The organism is Pedobacter frigidisoli (assembly GCF_004331675.1).
Lineage (GTDB): Bacteria > Bacteroidota > Bacteroidia > Sphingobacteriales > Sphingobacteriaceae > Pedobacter > Pedobacter frigidisoli.
Genome location: NZ_SJSN01000004.1, coordinates 104198 through 120357 on the forward strand (window position 1 = coordinate 104198; position 16160 = coordinate 120357).

General features: G+C 36.1%; 17 protein-coding genes. 6 read left to right on the forward strand and 11 right to left on the reverse strand.

Going from position 1 to position 16160, the window contains the following annotated elements:
• Positions 1 to 590: 590 nt before the first annotated feature.
• Positions 591 to 1739, reverse strand: coding sequence for a cysteine desulfurase family protein (locus tag EZ449_RS06085; protein ID WP_131557083.1), 1149 nt, complete (start codon positions 1737 to 1739; stop codon positions 591 to 593).
• 3 nt (positions 1740 to 1742) lie between these two features.
• A complete protein-coding gene (gene glmM / locus EZ449_RS06090) occupies positions 1743 to 3131 on the reverse strand; it encodes a phosphoglucosamine mutase (protein ID WP_131557084.1) in 1389 nt (462 codons plus the stop codon).
• Positions 3132 to 3902: 771 nt separating this feature from the next.
• Between glmM and EZ449_RS06095 the strand changes: the two genes are divergently transcribed.
• From EZ449_RS06095 to EZ449_RS06110, 4 genes are all read left to right on the forward strand, one after another.
• The gene (locus EZ449_RS06095; RefSeq protein WP_131557085.1) at positions 3903 to 4634 is read left to right on the forward strand and encodes a class I SAM-dependent methyltransferase; all 732 of its coding nucleotides are present in this window, start codon (positions 3903 to 3905) and stop codon (positions 4632 to 4634) included.
• Positions 4631 to 5194, forward strand: coding sequence for a phosphatase PAP2 family protein (locus EZ449_RS06100; protein ID WP_131557086.1), 564 nt, complete (start codon positions 4631 to 4633; stop codon positions 5192 to 5194). Before EZ449_RS06095 ends, EZ449_RS06100 begins: the two co-directional genes overlap by 4 nt.
• Positions 5194 to 5916, forward strand: a complete 723-nt coding sequence (locus tag EZ449_RS06105) for a ZIP family metal transporter (RefSeq protein WP_131557087.1) — start codon at positions 5194 to 5196, stop codon at positions 5914 to 5916. The genes EZ449_RS06100 and EZ449_RS06105 overlap by 1 nt, the downstream gene beginning before the upstream one ends.
• Positions 5917 to 5988: 72 nt before the next feature.
• Positions 5989 to 6624 carry a Uma2 family endonuclease gene (locus EZ449_RS06110; RefSeq protein WP_131557088.1) on the forward strand — a complete coding sequence of 212 codons (636 nt, stop codon included), beginning with the start codon at positions 5989 to 5991 and terminating at the stop codon, positions 6622 to 6624.
• Positions 6625 to 6644: 20 nt separating this feature from the next.
• On the opposite strand, the gene EZ449_RS22595 is transcribed toward EZ449_RS06110, so the two are convergent.
• From EZ449_RS22595 to EZ449_RS06145, 8 genes are all read right to left on the reverse strand, one after another.
• Positions 6645 to 6788: a DUF5522 domain-containing protein gene (locus EZ449_RS22595; RefSeq protein WP_162799929.1), complete on the reverse strand. Its 144-nt coding sequence runs from the start codon at positions 6786 to 6788 to the stop codon at positions 6645 to 6647.
• An 84-nt stretch (positions 6789 to 6872) separates the two neighbouring features.
• Positions 6873 to 7817 carry an exonuclease gene (locus EZ449_RS06115; protein ID WP_131557089.1) on the reverse strand — a complete coding sequence of 315 codons (945 nt, stop codon included), beginning with the start codon at positions 7815 to 7817 and terminating at the stop codon, positions 6873 to 6875.
• Positions 7818 to 7907: 90 nt separating this feature from the next.
• Positions 7908 to 8516: a dephospho-CoA kinase gene (gene coaE, locus EZ449_RS06120; protein ID WP_131557090.1), complete on the reverse strand. Its 609-nt coding sequence runs from the start codon at positions 8514 to 8516 to the stop codon at positions 7908 to 7910.
• Positions 8516 to 9463, reverse strand: a complete 948-nt coding sequence (locus EZ449_RS06125) for a YbbR-like domain-containing protein (protein ID WP_225872244.1) — start codon at positions 9461 to 9463, stop codon at positions 8516 to 8518. Before EZ449_RS06125 ends, coaE begins: the two co-directional genes overlap by 1 nt.
• 117 nt (positions 9464 to 9580) lie before the next feature.
• A complete protein-coding gene (yajC, locus tag EZ449_RS06130; RefSeq protein WP_131557091.1) occupies positions 9581 to 9904 on the reverse strand; it encodes a preprotein translocase subunit YajC in 324 nt (107 codons plus the stop codon).
• An 84-nt stretch (positions 9905 to 9988) separates the two neighbouring features.
• Positions 9989 to 10447 carry a DUF1573 domain-containing protein gene (locus tag EZ449_RS06135; protein WP_131557092.1) on the reverse strand — a complete coding sequence of 153 codons (459 nt, stop codon included), beginning with the start codon at positions 10445 to 10447 and terminating at the stop codon, positions 9989 to 9991.
• An 85-nt stretch (positions 10448 to 10532) separates the two neighbouring features.
• Complete coding sequence (gene nusB, locus EZ449_RS06140) at positions 10533 to 11483, reverse strand: transcription antitermination factor NusB (protein ID WP_131557093.1); 951 nt, start codon at positions 11481 to 11483, stop codon at positions 10533 to 10535.
• A 46-nt stretch (positions 11484 to 11529) separates the two neighbouring features.
• Complete coding sequence (locus tag EZ449_RS06145) at positions 11530 to 12618, reverse strand: Glu/Leu/Phe/Val family dehydrogenase (protein WP_131557094.1); 1089 nt, start codon at positions 12616 to 12618, stop codon at positions 11530 to 11532.
• Between the two features lie 565 nt (positions 12619 to 13183).
• Between EZ449_RS06145 and EZ449_RS06150 the strand changes: the two genes are divergently transcribed.
• Positions 13184 to 14974 (forward strand): ABC transporter ATP-binding protein, encoded by a 1791-nt coding sequence (locus tag EZ449_RS06150; protein WP_131557095.1) that lies wholly within the window; start codon positions 13184 to 13186, stop codon positions 14972 to 14974.
• A gap of 79 nt (positions 14975 to 15053) precedes the next feature.
• Positions 15054 to 15377, forward strand: coding sequence for a DUF3276 family protein (locus tag EZ449_RS06155; RefSeq protein ID WP_131557286.1), 324 nt, complete (start codon positions 15054 to 15056; stop codon positions 15375 to 15377).
• A 252-nt stretch (positions 15378 to 15629) separates the two neighbouring features.
• Here the strand turns inward: EZ449_RS06155 and EZ449_RS06160 are convergent, their stop codons facing one another.
• Positions 15630 to 16091, reverse strand: a complete 462-nt coding sequence (locus EZ449_RS06160; RefSeq protein WP_131557096.1) for a DUF5362 family protein — start codon at positions 16089 to 16091, stop codon at positions 15630 to 15632.
• Positions 16092 to 16160: the final 69 nt, after the last annotated feature.

Genomic DNA, 16160 nt, shown 5'->3' on the forward strand with positions numbered 1-16160 from the left:
GTGTTTGAAAATAATTTGAGGTCTCTGCCTTTGCGCTATAAACCTAATACACAGACTGCAAATTCTTTTGTGCAGTGGATTTTGAAAGGATTTGCAAACGGTTTCAACGCTTTTTCCTAAAATCATTTGCTATGCCGTATCCGTTGTTCGGAAAATTTGTGGTGTTGTGAAAGTTTGCTTAAAGCATCCGCCATAAAAACACATCTCATTTTTCAGTGACTTCTGTATTTCCGTGGCAAATCTTTTGAAATTTTGCTTTCCCTCATTGTTTTTTAAGGCGGTAGAATTCCCCTCTTGAGGGGTGCCTGAAAGGCGGGGTGGTTTATTTGCAATTAATATCAAACTGACGTAACCAAGCACCACAAACCTTTGTAATCCAAACCTGATTGACGTGGAAACCAAAAGCTTTTTCTGCTTTTGTTGCAACAGAAAGCAGGACTAACATTAATAAAGGAACTGCTATTGCTTTCCAAAATACTAAAATCTTTTAATAACGTTTCGACAAGCTCAACGTGACAGTATCGATAAAATAACAAGGAAAAAAAAGTCCCGAATTGCTTCGAGACTGTTCCTATTTGGTTAATGATATTTTAGGCTAAAGCGTTTTGCTTAACCACCATTTTAACTTTTTCAATTACGTAATCCAGTTCTTCTTTCGTAGTGTATTTGCTAAAAGAAAAACGAACAGACGGACGATTCGGGTCGGCATTTATACCGTTTAAAACGTGAGAACCAATGTTTGAGCCTGAAGAACAAGCGCTACCGCCAGATGCACAAATTCCGTTGATGTCTAAATTAAACAGCAACATATCGGCCATATCCATTTCTGGGAAAGACACGTTTAACACTGTATAAAGGCTTTTATCTGCATCGGTTTCGCCATTAAAAGCAATACCAGGAATTTCTGCAATTAAAGCTTCTTTTAAATAATCTTTTAGTCCTTGAATATGATTTTGGTGTTGTTCCATTTCAGCATAAGCAATTTCTAAAGCTTTCGCCAAACCTACAATTCCGTAAACATTTTCCGTTCCGCCACGCATGTTACGCTCTTGTGCGCCACCATAAATCATCGGCGGAATTTTAATATTGCTATTTACATACAAGAAACCCACACCTTTCGGACCATGAAGTTTATGCGCTGCGCAAACAATAAAATGGGCTTTTAGTTCGCGTACATTGTGCGTGTAATGGCCCATCGTTTGAACGGTATCGGCATGATAGATGGCGTTGTATTTTTCGCAGATATCGCCAACCTTAATCATATCGGTTAAGGTACCCAATTCGTTATTTGCATGCATTAATGATACAAAAGTGCGTTCGTTATTTTGCAATAATTCTTCCAAATGGGCATAATCAACATTACCTTTTTCATCGATATTAACGAAACTCAACTTATCGATTTCGCCATTTTTAAGCATAATGTTTAAAGTTTGTTCAACAGCATGGTGCTCAATTTTTGATGTGATGGCATGTTTAATTCCGTAAGCAGAAATACCGCAACGGATGGCCGTGTTATCGGCTTCGGTACCTCCCGAAGTAAAAAATATTTCGGATGGTGAGGCACCTAAAAGGCCAGAAACCGTTTTACGGGCTTTCTCAACCAATGTTCTCACCTCGCGACCAAGCGCATGAATAGCAGACGGATTACCAAAATAGTTCTCCATTACATTCGTCATTTCGGCGATTACATCTTTATCTAAAGGCGTTGTAGCCGCATTATCTAAATAAACCCTTTTCATTTACTAGTTTAATTTAAGTATTTCTTTAATGTCGGAGATGATTTTATTAGCTAAATTTTCTGCAATGGTTTCGTTTTCCGCCTCACTATAAATACGGATAATCGGTTCTGTATTAGAACGACGTAAATGTACCCAAGTTTTATCGAACTCGATTTTTAATCCATCAATGGTACTGTAAGGCTGGTTTTTATATTTTTCTTCTACCTGTTTCAATAAATTATCTATATCCATTTCAGGCGTAAGGGTAATCTTATTTTTCGAAATGTGGTATTGCGGATAACTGCTTCTTAACAAGGAAATAGACTTACCAAATTTTGCCAGATGCGTTAAAAATAGCGCAATTCCAACTAAAGCATCTCTGCCGTAATGCGATTCAGGATAGATAATTCCACCGTTACCCTCGCCGCCGATAATGGCATTGGTTTCTTTCATTTTGTTAACCACGTTAACCTCGCCAACTGCCGATGCATTGTATTCTGAACCTGCTTTCTCGGTAACATCACGTAAAGCACGTGTTGATGAAAGGTTGGAAACCGTATTTCCAGGTGTATTTTTCAACACGTAATCTGCAACTGCAACCAAAGTATATTCTTCGCCAAACATGCTTCCATCTTCATTTACGAAGCACAAACGGTCAACATCTGGGTCAACTACAATACCTAAATCGGCATTTTGCTTTTGTACTTCTTTCGAAATTTCAGTTAAATTTTCAGGAAGTGGCTCAGGGTTATGCGGGAATTGGCCGTTCGGTTCGCAATACAATTCGGTTACTCGGGTTACGCCCAAAGCCTTTAATAATGCAGGAATAAAAATGCCACCAGTTGAATTCACACAATCAATTACGACTTTAAAATCGGCCTTTTTAATGGCGTCAACATCAACCAAAGGCAGTGCTAAAACTTTATCGATATGTTTTTGCAGGTAAGTGTCGTTTTTAATTACCTTACCCAATTTATCTACTTCAGCAAATTCGAAACTTGCACTTTCTGCCAAATCCAAAACTTCCTTACCATCTAAATCGCTGATAAACTCGCCGTCATGATTTAATAATTTCAAGGCGTTCCATTGTTTTGGATTGTGACTGGCCGTTAAAATAATACCTCCGCCAGCTTGCTCATCAGGCACGGCGACTTCTACAGTTGGTGTTGTCGATAAGCCTAAATCGATAACTTCGATACCCAAACCTTGCAAGGTTCCGATAACCAAATTGTTAACCATTTCGCCAGAAATGCGTGCATCACGACCTAAAACAATTCTTTTATTTCCTGTTTTTTGAACTACCCAGCTACCGAAAGCAGCCGTAAATTTCACAATATCTATCGGTGTTAGGCCGTTTCCAGCTTGTCCGCCAATGGTTCCTCGTATTCCTGAAATCGATTTTATTAAAGTCACTTCGTGTATTTTATTTGAAGCTCAAAAATAAGAAAAAAAACAAGATAGCAGCTATTTTAGACAGGTTTGGATTGTTAATTTACATTGTTTTTATATCTATTTATACGATATATTTAATAGATATTCGGTTGCTGGTTTCAATCAAACGTGTGACTGATTTTTTCTTTTTTTTGAAAAGCAATTGTTGTGATGCTTCGGTTAAAGCAGTCCCGCCATTCATTACAATCTTTTTCAAACCTCTGTCATTCTGAGGCACGAAGACCTGCGAGGCAAGCATGAATTCCTATAAAAAAAATAAGCTAAAATGAATAATCTGTTTCATCGTTTGCAGATGCTTCGTGCCTCAGCATGACAGTATATTCAGGGTTGCTGCAATAAAAAAGTATTTCCATTACTGTCGGGTTTGGAGGAATCAAGATTGTGAGTGAAAACTAATAACTGCTGCCGTCATTGCGAGGCACGAAGCAATCTTACTACTTGAACTTTATCTTTCCGTTTAACCCATAGCTTTAAGATTGCTTCGTGCCCCGCAACGACGATTGGTCCAATACAAACCTTTGTTTCTAAACCTGACAACAGCGGCAGCCCCGAGTTTTTCCACGAGGGCTACAGCGAATGGCAGGGCTGTACTCCCCAATGAAAAACTGAACGTTGATTTCCAAAACAAAATCATTTTAGCGATTATAAAATTGCTTAGCCATGAAATTAATGTACTTTGTTTAACCCAATTTTATCTAAGTTTGCAAATTCCAAAACAATAAAGGCTTTTTTATGCAGCGCAAGTGGTTTCAGTATTGGTTTAATTCGCCCTATTATCATATTCTTTACCAACAACGAAACGATGCAGAAGCCGAATTTTTTATTGATAATTTAACGAAATACCTCAATCCAGAAGCTGATTCGAAAATGCTCGATATTGCTTGCGGCAAAGGCAGACACTCCATTTACCTGAACAAAAAGGGCTTCGATGTTACAGGAATCGACTTATCTGAGCAAAGTATAAAATACGCCAAGCAATTTGAGAACAATAAACTGCATTTTTTGGTGCACGATATGCGCAGGCTGTTTTACATTAATTATTTCGATGTTGCATTAAATCTGTTTACCAGTTTTGGTTATTTCGATACCGAAAAAGAACATGTAAATGCCTTAAAAACATTTAGAAAGTGTTTAAAAGCTGATGGCACTTTGGTGGTCGATTATTTCAACACTGAAAAAATTATCAGGAATTTAAATCATTGCGAAGCTAAATCACTCGATGGAATTACTTTTAACATCACAAAAAATGTGGTTGACGGTAAAATTATCAAGAAGATAAATTTCGACGATAAGGGCAAGATATACAATTTTGAGGAACGTGTTCAGGCTTTTAGTTTCGCAGATTTTGAGAGAATGTTAATCAAGGCAGGAATGGTTGTCCAAAAAGCATTTGGCAGTTATCTACTCGATGATTTTGACGAATCAAATTCAGACCGTTTAATTTTAATCTGCAAAAAAGCATGATAGAAAGCATACAGCAATTTGATGTTGAGTTGTTTTTGAAAATCCACCGCGGTCTTTCAAATGGCTTATTCGATTGGCTGATGCCTTTAATGCGCAACCGTTTTTTCTGGTCGCCACTTTACCTTTTTATTGTAGTTTTCTTTATTAAACAATACAAAAAACAAGGTTACTACATTGTCGGGATGACGCTTTTTACTTTCGCAATGGGCGATTTAATTGCATCTCGCTTAATAAAACCTTTTGTGGCTCGTGTAAGGCCTTGTAATGATTTTAGTTTGGCTAACGATATTATTCATCGTGTGCCTTGCGGCAGCGGTTTGAGTTTTCCATCGGCGCATGCAACCAATCATTTTGCCATTGCCGTGTTTTTAATTTGTGTACTTTACAGTCGATGGAAACCAATTTTACCAATCGGGATATTTTGGGCGGCAATTATTAGCTTTGCACAAGTTTATGTTGGCGTACATTACCCTGGTGATGTAACTAGTGGTGCAATACTGGGAACGATAATCGGTTTTATATGTTCGAGAATTTTTAAAAAAATACAACCTGAATTTTAATGGAAGCTTGGAAGTTTGCCGTACTTTTTTTCTGCGCATTTTTAGGAGGCGCTGCCATATTTTTGGTAAAAAGCGATAAATCTAAATTGCTGAAACTAATATTATCTTTTAGCGGGGCTTACCTTTTTGCCATTACGGTTTTACACCTCATTCCTGATGCGTACAGCGGGCCAGATAAAGGACAAATCGGAATATTCATCTTAATTGGATTCTTACTGCAGATATTTCTTGAACAATTTTCGGAGGGTGTAGAACACGGTCATATCCACAAACATCATGATGGAAATGTTTTCCCTTTTGGCATTATGATTAGCCTTTGCTTACATGCTTTTTTGGAGGGCATGCCGCTTGCCAAAGACCAGCATAACGAACTGATTTTCGGGATTTCATTACACCATATTCCTGCGGCATTTGCGTTGGCGAGTATTTTAATGCAAAACCATTTCAAAAAAGGAAGCATCATTATATATCTGCTCATTTTTGCGGTAATGGCTCCTTTGGGTTTCTATGTAAGTATTGGTTTAAGTAATGGTACAATCGGGGGAATTGATGCATATTTCAATAAAATAATGGGTATCGTGATTGGTATTTTCTTGCACATTTCTACCACAATTTTATTCGAATCAAGCGCTGACCATAAAATCAACACCCGCAAAATGATTGCTGTTTTGTTGGGAATCGGTGTAGCGTTGATTGGGTTCTTTGCAGGTCATTCGCATTAGTTCAGTTTCACAGTTGGCAATTTATAGTTATCAGTTTTCAGTACAATTTATAAAATTTATGTAAATTAGAACATGGAAGAGATTGTAAATGAGCCAAATGTAGAATACAAAAAAAGGCTTTTCTCTGTGGCAGAATACCTGGAGATGGAAAAAGCATCGCAAGAAAAGCATGAGTATTTTCAGGGCGAAATATTTCCTTTAAACCGAGATGAAAGTAATGGAGTAAAATCAATGTCTGGTGCTGGTTTTAATCATAATCTTATTTTCTCCAGTCTGTTTGGATTTCTCTCGACTAAGCTTGCAGGTTCAAAGTGTATTCCTTTTGGAAGTGATGTGAGAATGAATATACCAGAAAACACGCTCTTCACCTATCCTGATATTTCTGTGTATTGCAATGGAATTAAGCACTCTACTGATGATAATGATACCATTTTAGAACCAACAGTTATCATCGAAATCCTCTCGCCCTCTACTAAAAATTACGATAGAGGTGGAAAATTTAAGTTGTATCGCGATATCCCAACGCTTAAAGAATATATTCTTATTGATTCTGAAGCTATATCAGTTGAGGCTTTTTACTTAAATGGAAACCAAAATTGGGAACTGATTGAATACAAACAAATTGGAGACGCAGTTAAGTTTGTTTCAATGGATTTTGAGGTGGCATTAAGCGATATTTACAAGCATGTGCGTCTCTCTAAAAGTTAGAATTGAAACTGCCAGCTGAATTACTTCTTCTCTTTCTTTTTCCCATAACCCCAAGGGCAATGTTTACACTTGTTTTTGCAACAATAGCCTCTCTTTAAATGATAAGCTTCTGTAAAAACCATCAATCCATCTTCGTTAAAATAAAAGTCTTCTCCCTCTTTCATAATTAATTAGTGAATGAATGATTTTTGAATGAGTGAATTAATCAATTCGTTTGCTTTACAACATTCAATCACGCACTCATTCTATCATTCATTCATTATCTTTATTTCAAGCCTACCCTCAAAGTGTTCCTTTAATTGCTTACCATCCCCGTGTAAAGTCCAAACCTGTTTTGGTTGCACTTTTTCTATTGTTTCTAGAATCGCATCCCAATCGGCATGGTCGGAAATGTAAAGTGAAATTCCATTCTGTTGCTGCAGATTCTTCCAACCTGATGCAAATGCCCGTACAACATTAATTGCCTTATGATAACTATGAAAAACCATTGGCGGAACAATATAAACCTGATGTTCTTGATTATTCTTCATCACCTTTCTATCGTACATTTTGTAATTGCCGATTTTCATTCCGTAATCTTCATAGATTTTTACGAAAGGCATAATACTATGATGAACCATCACATTTTTTGTTGGGCAATGTTCGTTTAAAAGCTGAATAATCCGCTGACTTTTCCCTAAGGCATAAGAACCAAGCATGATATTCGAATTCGTTTCATTCAGTTTTTTAATCTCATCAATTGGCGATGGATGTTTGGTTTCAGGATTGGCAAACGTACTTTCTGTAATCAAAACATCGGCCTTAACAAACTCAAAAGGCTCACAAGTTGCATCGGGTTCAATTTTGTAATCGCCTGTGTAAAGATATTTGATTCCTTGATATTCCATTAAGACCTGTGCAGAGCCTAAAATATGTCCAGCAGAATAAAAAGTGATGGCTACATCTTTAATCTTAAAAGTTTCGTGGTATTTCTTTACATGAAAATCAACCGCGGCAAACTTACGGTAACGATGTTTCATAAAACTTTCGGTAGCAGCTGTACAATATACATTCTGACTTCCGCCTATGGCGTGGTCGCCGTGAGCGTGAGAAACCACAGCTTCTTGCACGGGCTGTTGCGGGTCTAGATAAAAATCGCCATAAACGCAGTATAAACCTGTTGGGGTAATGGTAATAAAATCGTCTAAAATCATGACCAGGATTTGTGGGATTTAAGGATAAGGCAGGATTTTATTCGATTAGGCATATTGTTAAAAAATTATCTGACAAAAAATTAGAAAATATTAAATCTGCGAATTAGCGGCTACTTCCAAAAACTGTTTATGTAAAGCTAAAACTTGCTCAATAATGGAATGTGTTTCATCATTAATGATAAAATGATTGGCCATTTTAGCTTTTTCGCCATCGCTCATTTGTTTATCCATCCTGGCCTTAACTTGCGCTGCAGTAACATTATCGCGTTGCATCACACGATTTATTTTGATATCTGCTGGAGCTGTAACCAGGATATTGGTATCACACATTTTATAAGAACCACTTTCAAAAAGCAAAGCGGCTTCTTTTAGTGTGTATGGAACGTTCGTACTAAACTGTTCCTCCCAAGTATCAAAAGCTCTGAAAACCGCTGGATGAACCAAGGCATTTAGTTTAGCAAGTTCAGCTTCGCTATTAAATACTATGCTTGCGATGTGTTTATTATTTAGTTTTCCATTCTCCAAATAACTTTCCTTACCAAAGGTTGATTTTATCCCCTCAATAAGTTCAGCATCTTTAATCATGATTTCTTTAGCTTCGGTATCTGCATAAAATACAGGTATTCCTAAAACTTCAAAAACTTTGCAAACAGTAGTTTTACCACTGCCAATCCCACCTGTTATGCCAACTTTATACATTATTTTTCAACTACAAAATCTACTTTCGATGGACTTATATTTATCAATTTACAATAATCTGGAAACTCGGTCAGCTTTACCGTAAATTGATTATGGTGCAGAACAGACCATTCATCGGTATTCACTGTTGCAGTAATAAAACTTTCGTTAACCTGATCAAAATTACTTAAAGCGACCAGAAAAGTTACTTTTACTTTTTTGGGATAAAGTTTTATGCTGTTATAATTCCTATTGTTGGTGATTTTTAGGGGAATTTCGAGGGTTTTCTCAGTGAACTCATCCACAGGTAGTTTCACCTCGATTGACGATGGATAAATACTTATGTTTTTATGAATACTATGTTGCAGGGCAATCCTTAAAGTACTACTGCTCTGAACATTGTTCAATTTCAAAGTATCTGTTGGCCAAAATTCAATTTTACTCAATTCTTCTATCGGACCTGCAACTTTTACAGATTTTGGATTTAGAAGTATCTCGCTTGCGATTCCATATTGCTTTGTAAAACTTAGTTTTTGAATTAATTTAACGTCAACAGTTTTAACCACTCGTTTTGTAAAGTCGAAGTATAAAGTATCTGGCTTGATGGAAATTACTTTTTGTGTACTTTCTACCTGTTTATTAATATTAAAAAGTTGGTCAGAGCAAACAATAAAATCTTTCGTATTTAACTGACTGAGATATATATTAATAGACGGCGGGCTAATTCGCAAGCGATCAAACAAGAGTTGCCAACCGGTACCTTCTACCTGCAAATCAACAGTATCTGATTGTAATGGATAAAATGCTCGTTTTGTGGGCGAATTTTTAAAAACTAAAACCGTTTTTGCGCTATAAATATATTTATTTTTCAATGCCATAAAAAGCCATGCAGCTATAGCGAGCAATAAGCAAGCTAAAAGGCTGAAAACACGTCTTCTCTCAATTTTAGTTAATCTAATAATGGGCATAAAACAATTTTAGCGAATAATTAAAAATTAATCTATTGCAACAATATAGCCAAATGTAATGAAACAAAAACAGTCCCGAAAACATTCGAGACTGTCAGTTATTCATTTAAGAAAATACTATGCTTTTGCCTTAGGCTCAACCGCTTTGGTCGCATCCAAAGAAACTGCAGATTTATCGAAACGGATTTTTACACCACCTTCAACCTCAATTAAGAAAGTTGTATCGTTTAAATCAGCAATACGACCGTGGATTCCTGCAGTGGTGATAATTTTATCGCCTTTTTTTAAGCCTTCAATTAATTTTTTATGGTCTTTAGCTTTTTTAATTTGAGGACGAATCATGAAAAAGTAGAATACTACCGCGATAGCACCCAACATGATTAATTGACCGTATTGACCAAAACCACCTGCTGCTGCCTGTAAAATTACTGTTGATGTCATTTCTTATTTATTTGTTTATTTATGAATAGTTTATAGCTAATAGTTTACAGTTAAAAAACCGTCTGCCATTAGTTATCAATCAAATTATTTTTTAGTAAGCACTTCGCCTACTAAATGAACTGTTGTAATTGTTGGGTTAGCATTCGAAGTAACCGTAACCACTTTATCTTGCATACCCATTTTTCCTTCACTATTAAAAACTACATTAATTTTCCCCACTTGGCCAGGTAAAATTGGCTCCCCTGGTATTTGAGGAACCGTACATCCACAAGTTGCTGTCGCATTGGAGATAATTAAAGGGCTTTTTCCAGTGTTTTTCAACTTAAACTCATGAATCACTTTTTCTCCTTGTTCAATTTTTCCGAAATCGAATATATCTCTTTCGAAAACAATTACTGGAGCATCGGCGGGTGCAATTGCCGATTTCTTAGAAGTATCATTTCCTACAGAAACATTTGAGCTTGTTTCTCCATTTGAAGTATTCGCATTGCGACAAGCCGAAAAAGATAATGCTGCAATTGCAAGGATGAATATTTTTTTCATCAGTATAATGTTTTTTAAATGTTAACCAAAGCATATAAGCATGACCATTACAATTAAGAAAGGTACTTACACAATGGCTTTTTTTTTAATCTTCTATTAATCCTCTACCGATCTTTTTGATCGTATTAGTTTTCTTAAGATCACCCAAAATTTTGTCTAAAATACCGTTTATAAACGAATTACTTTTCGGAGTACTGTAATCTTTTGATAGCTCCAAATACTCGTTGATGGTTACTTTAACTGGGATTGATGGAAAATTTAACAATTCACAAATTGCCATCTTCATTAAAATCGTATCCATTAAGGCAATACGCTCAGATTCCCAATTTTTGGTTCTCTCGGCAATCAATTCCTGGTATTTTGCATCGTTTTGTAAAGTATGCACAAATAAATCCTGAACGAATTTACTGTCCTCAATCCAATCTGCACTAATTTCAGTTAGTTTATTTTTGAAAGGATCATCAAAGGTAAAGTTCTTTAATGTTTTGGCAACCATGCCTTTCATCACTTCGTGATCTACTTGCCAATTGATAAATTTTTCTTCAAAAACTTGAATAATTCCCTGATTTTTAAGAATAATTTTCCTGAAAATATACTTGATAATATCTTTTGATGATTCTAAGCTTTCATTAGGATCTGCAAGATATTCTGCATACTCGGTTGAAGCTTTTAGAGAGTTGTAAACTGTTTTACGGATTTCTGGATCGAAGCCCCAATCTACCTTATACTTTTTAACCGCTGAAACATACTCAGGGTTTTGCTGCATTAAAACGCTAAACTTATTGTTAAGCAATTTCATGTTTGGATTTAAATCCTCTGCAGTTTTTAAATGTTTATTTGCCCGCTCGGCAGCATCATTTGCCGTAAATTCGGTAACTTCTACCATTAGCGATAACATCCAAATGTACATTTCGTACACACTATCGATGCTCTGCATTAAAGTTTTCAAATCACCTTTAATGTCTTTTTTGTCTGCCATGTGCCAAGCAAAAATATTTTGCAAAGCTTTGATCCTTAAGTGCCTTCTATTTAACATGAATGTAAGAACGAGTGCGGTTTATAAAACCTATTTTAATAATTATTTAATATGACGATTTAATTTTTTTAACATCTGCTATTCGCTTTTCAGCTATGCGATTGGCAGCAATATTTGTTGATATATCTTCGGCCTTACTTAACTTTATAACGCTACGTGTAGCATCATAAATATTCTCTGTAAGCTGAACAGTACGCTTTTTACCGAAACCAGTCCATTCAGAATAGCAAGATATTAAACCACCAGCATTAATTAGGTAATCTGGCGCAAAAAGAATTCCCTTTTTTAATAGCAATTCGCTATCTAAAACCTCATCTTTTAACTGGTTATTTGCCGAGCCTGCAATAATTGCAAACTTCATTTTTTGTATTGTTTTATTATTAACGGTCGCTCCCATCGCACATGGCGCATAAACATCAGCATCTATGCCAAAAATCTTATCAGCCTCAATCGGTTTGGCCTTGTACTTTCGGGCAACATAAGTCAACTGCTCTTGGTTAATATCGCTAATTAAAACTTCGGCGTTTTCCTTTCTTAGCAAAGCCACTAAATGTTCTCCAACATTACCAATTCCTTGCACAACTATTGTTCTTCCGGCAAGCATATCAGTTCCAAAAACTTCTTTCACACTTGCTTTAATACCTAAATATACGCCTTGGGCTGTAAACGGAGCCGGATTACCAGCGCCACCAATTGATTCGGGTACACCGGTAACGTAATTGGTTTCCATGCGGATATATTCCATATCGCGGGTGTTGGTCCCCATTTCCTCTGCCGTAATAAATTCGCCATTAAGGTTTTTAATAAACCTGCCATAGCTACGCATTAAGGTTTCAGTTTTATCTTTTCTAGAGTCGCCGATGATGACGCCTTTTCCGCCACCAAGATTTAATCCCGTAATGGCTGCTTTGTAGGTCATTCCTCGTGATAAACGTAAGGCATCTTCTAAAGCTTCGCCCTCTGTAGCGTAACTCCACATGCGAGTTCCGCCCAATGCCGGGCCTAAAGTGGTATCGTGTATTGCAATAATCGCTTTTAAACCTGTATCGGGATCATTACAGAAAACCAATTTTTTATGCCCGTAAGCACTCAATTGCTCTAAAATGGATGAATCTGACGAAGAATTTGATGGCATATGAACGTTCGGCTAACCTGCTGCAAAATTAAAATAAAAAACCGTTATTACACCTATTTAACTAAACTATAACAAAAATTAAATGTAGCAGTGAATATTAAAGGAATTGGCTTTAATAATTTGAAAATCAGTTGCAGCTCATTTCGGTTAGGGCAGTCCCGCCATTTACTACAATCTTTTTGTTAACTTTTTTGGTTTTTGGGCATTTTTTCCACAAAAAGTATTTTCGTTATTGTCGGGTTTATTTAACTTAGGCTTATGGTGCTTGGCAACACCAGGCGAGGGTGAAATTAGCAAATTACCTTGCAAAGGTTTGCTTTGCATTTAAATTTAGGCTATTCTAAAACCCAACTAAAAATTACAATTTTTGGTTAAATAAACCCGATGGTACGGAAAGCTCCCGATATTTCATCGGGATTTGGAGGTACAGCGGGACTATGGCAATCGATGAAAAACCGGAGCCTGTTTTTCGAAATAGCTTAAAAGTGTCATTATCTATTAAACCTTAATAACTTGGTTTCCATTTTGCCAAATGAAATAACAAATTTGACTAAATTTGCAAGGCATGAAACATCTGAGCAGGTTAAACAAGTACTTTCTTAAATACAAATGGTGGATAATTCCTGGGAGTATTTTTGTAGTAATCTCGAATATTTTCGGTGTTGTACCCGCTCAGGTTATTGGTTATGCGGTAGATTTAATTACCGAAAACGTACAAGTTTACAATCTATTTAACGGTTTCAATCGCCAAGAAATTATCTACGATATCTTTAGCAGCAACCTATTATATTTCGGCCTGTTGGTTATTGCGTTATATGTTTTAAGGGGATTATTCTTGTTCTTTATGCGTCAAACCATCATCCTCATGTCGAGGCACATTGAGTTTGATATGAAGAACGACATTTACCAGCATTATCAAAAGCTCAGCCTGGGCTTTTATCGCAGAAATAATACGGGCGACTTGATGAATCGAGCTACGGAAGATGTAAATCGAGTAAGGATGTATGTTGGTCCGGCGATTATGTACACGATTAATACTTTCGTTTTATCGATATTGATTATTTGGTCGATGTTTGATGTGAATTCCAAATTGGCCATTTATTGTCTTTTACCGCTACCTTTTTTAGTGATTATTATATATTATGTAAATACTTTAATCTTTAAGAAAAGCGGAAAAATTCAAGAGCGATTGTCAGATCTTTCGAGTTTTGTTCAAGAGCGCTTCTCTGGAATCAGGATTATTAAATCTTACGTACGCGAGGATTATACCCGTAATATGTTCGAAATCCAAAGCAATGAATACAAAAAGGATTCGATGAGTTTGGTAAAGGTTTCTGCACTATTTTACCCAACCATGCTTTTATTAATTGGCTTAAGTACCATTTTAACCATATATATAGGTGGGATACAAGTGATGAATGGTAGCATTACAGCCGGAAATATTGCAGAGTTTATCATTTACATTAATCAATTAACTTTTCCGGTAACGATGTTAGGCTGGGTAACTTCGCTCATCCAAAGGGCGGCGGCATCACAGAAAAGAATTAACGAGTTTTTGGATATTCCATCTGATATTCAATCGACAGAAACTGAAGAGAGGATTTTGACTGGAAATATTAAATTCAAGAATGTAAGTTTCACGTACCCAGATACAGGAATTGAGGCGTTGAAAAACGTAAGTTTTGAAATAAAAAGTGGAGAGTTTGTCGCAATTATTGGCAAAACCGGATCGGGGAAATCTACTTTGGCGAATTTAATTATGCGTATGTACGATGTAGAAAACGGCGCCATAAATATTGATGGGCAAAATTTAAAATCTTTGAATCTAAAAGATTACCGCAGCCAAATTGGTTTTGTGCCGCAAGAGGTTTTTCTATTTTCTGATACCATTAAAAACAATATTGCCTTTGGTTTGGATAGGGTTACTGATGATGAAGTTTACGATGCTGCAAAAAACGCATCGGTTTATAACAACATTATCGATTTTGAGGAAAAGTTCGAAACGATGCTTGGGGAAAGAGGAATTACACTTTCTGGAGGGCAAAAACAACGCGTATCTATTGCCAGGGCATTAATAAAATCTCCTAAAATTTTAATCTTTGATGATTGTCTTTCTGCTGTTGACACCAAAACAGAGGAAGAAATTTTACAAAATTTGGGTAAATTAATGAATGGAAAAACCAGTATTTTAATTGCCCACCGCATTTCTACAATAAAAAATGCCGATAAGATTTTGGTTTTGGATGATGGAAAAATCATTGAGCAAGGCACACACAATGAATTACTTAGCCTAAATGGCAGTTATACCGAACTCTACAACAACCAACTTTTAGAAGAAGAAACACGGACTGTTTAAATTGTATTAAAATTGTATTTTGAACTTTAAATATTTGCTTTATATTTACCGAAACCAAAAACCAACATCAATACCAACCATGGGAGAATTCGACAACAAGGAAAGAGAAGAAGTTTTTTCAAAGAAAGTAAGAGCAGGCAAGAGAACTTATTTCTTCGACGTGAAAGCTACTCGCTCTGGTGATTATTATTTAACAGTTACCGAGAGCAAGAAAAGATTAGAAGACGGTGTATTCGTAAAGCATAAAATCTTTTTATATAAAGAAGATTTCGAAAAATTTACTGAAGGATTAACAGAAACAGTAGAATATATTAAAACTCACCAAGATGTTGTAGAAAAACGCTACGAATACTCAGAAAATGGAGAGCATAGCAATAAAGCAAACGACGATTTTTCTTTTTAAGTAATTATAATTTCAATATAAAGTCTCGATGAAAATCGGGACTTTTTTTTGTAAACAGAAATTTTGCGCACTGCTAGGTTTAGGAAAGCACCTAATTTATTTCTTAAACCCGATAGCAATGTAAAGCCCGGATTCCGTTGCAGCACCAATCGGCCTACAAAAAAACACTGACGGATACGGCTTGGAATGCATAGCGGGACTAACGTTAAGATGAGTACTGCATCTGCTTTCCAAATAAATTAATTGGTTTCTTTAAGCTACAGCCATTCCAGCACCAACCAAAAACACCAATAGAAAATAGCCCACAATAACAACGATTGTTATAATTCCCCAAAATTTAAATAAGGATTTTACGTTCGAGAATGCCGAATCTAAACTTTCTTGATCGCCAAATAAAACGCCTTGTTTTCCTTTATTAGAAATTCGGAAAAGCAGTAGGCTTGGGTAAAAGTAAAATAAACCTAAGGCTAAGTATATAATGGTAACGAGGGTAGAACCACCCTGACCTAGTGAACTCATTTTTGCGGCAAGCGCTGGATTACTAGAAATCATTGCGGGAATACTAAAGGCACCCAAGATTAATAAGGCAGCAAATACAAAACCCACAATTGATAGAAATTTTGCCCATTTTGTTACATCGTAGATATAACTGCGCATTTCTTCGCTCACTACCAATTTCACTTCTTCGGGTTTCTGCTGATCCAATTCTTCCATAATCTATTAATTTTCGATAAACTTAGATAAAATATCTATCTACCACAAATGGTAGCCTTTAATTAAAGG

Coding starts and splice junctions, on each gene's coding strand:
- EZ449_RS06105 (WP_131557087.1), top strand. CDS start 5,194: ATGGAAGCTTGGAAGTTTGCCGTACTTTTTTTCTGCGCATTTTTAGGA.
- EZ449_RS06115 (WP_131557089.1), bottom strand. CDS start 7,817: ATGATTTTAGACGATTTTATTACCATTACCCCAACAGGTTTATACTGC.
- EZ449_RS06145 (WP_131557094.1), bottom strand. CDS start 12,618: ATGCCATCAAATTCTTCGTCAGATTCATCCATTTTAGAGCAATTGAGT.
- EZ449_RS06160 (WP_131557096.1), bottom strand. CDS start 16,091: ATGGAAGAATTGGATCAGCAGAAACCCGAAGAAGTGAAATTGGTAGTG.
- EZ449_RS06110 (WP_131557088.1), top strand. CDS start 5,989: ATGGAAGAGATTGTAAATGAGCCAAATGTAGAATACAAAAAAAGGCTT.
- EZ449_RS06100 (WP_131557086.1), top strand. CDS start 4,631: ATGATAGAAAGCATACAGCAATTTGATGTTGAGTTGTTTTTGAAAATC.
- EZ449_RS06155 (WP_131557286.1), top strand. CDS start 15,054: ATGGGAGAATTCGACAACAAGGAAAGAGAAGAAGTTTTTTCAAAGAAA.
- EZ449_RS06135 (WP_131557092.1), bottom strand. CDS start 10,447: ATGAAAAAAATATTCATCCTTGCAATTGCAGCATTATCTTTTTCGGCT.
- yajC (WP_131557091.1), bottom strand. CDS start 9,904: ATGACATCAACAGTAATTTTACAGGCAGCAGCAGGTGGTTTTGGTCAA.
- EZ449_RS06150 (WP_131557095.1), top strand. CDS start 13,184: ATGAAACATCTGAGCAGGTTAAACAAGTACTTTCTTAAATACAAATGG.
- EZ449_RS06085 (WP_131557083.1), bottom strand. CDS start 1,739: ATGAAAAGGGTTTATTTAGATAATGCGGCTACAACGCCTTTAGATAAA.
- EZ449_RS06125 (WP_225872244.1), bottom strand. CDS start 9,463: ATGCCCATTATTAGATTAACTAAAATTGAGAGAAGACGTGTTTTCAGC.
- nusB (WP_131557093.1), bottom strand. CDS start 11,483: ATGTTAAATAGAAGGCACTTAAGGATCAAAGCTTTGCAAAATATTTTT.
- EZ449_RS06095 (WP_131557085.1), top strand. CDS start 3,903: ATGCAGCGCAAGTGGTTTCAGTATTGGTTTAATTCGCCCTATTATCAT.
- coaE (WP_131557090.1), bottom strand. CDS start 8,516: ATGTATAAAGTTGGCATAACAGGTGGGATTGGCAGTGGTAAAACTACT.
- EZ449_RS22595 (WP_162799929.1), bottom strand. CDS start 6,788: ATGAAAGAGGGAGAAGACTTTTATTTTAACGAAGATGGATTGATGGTT.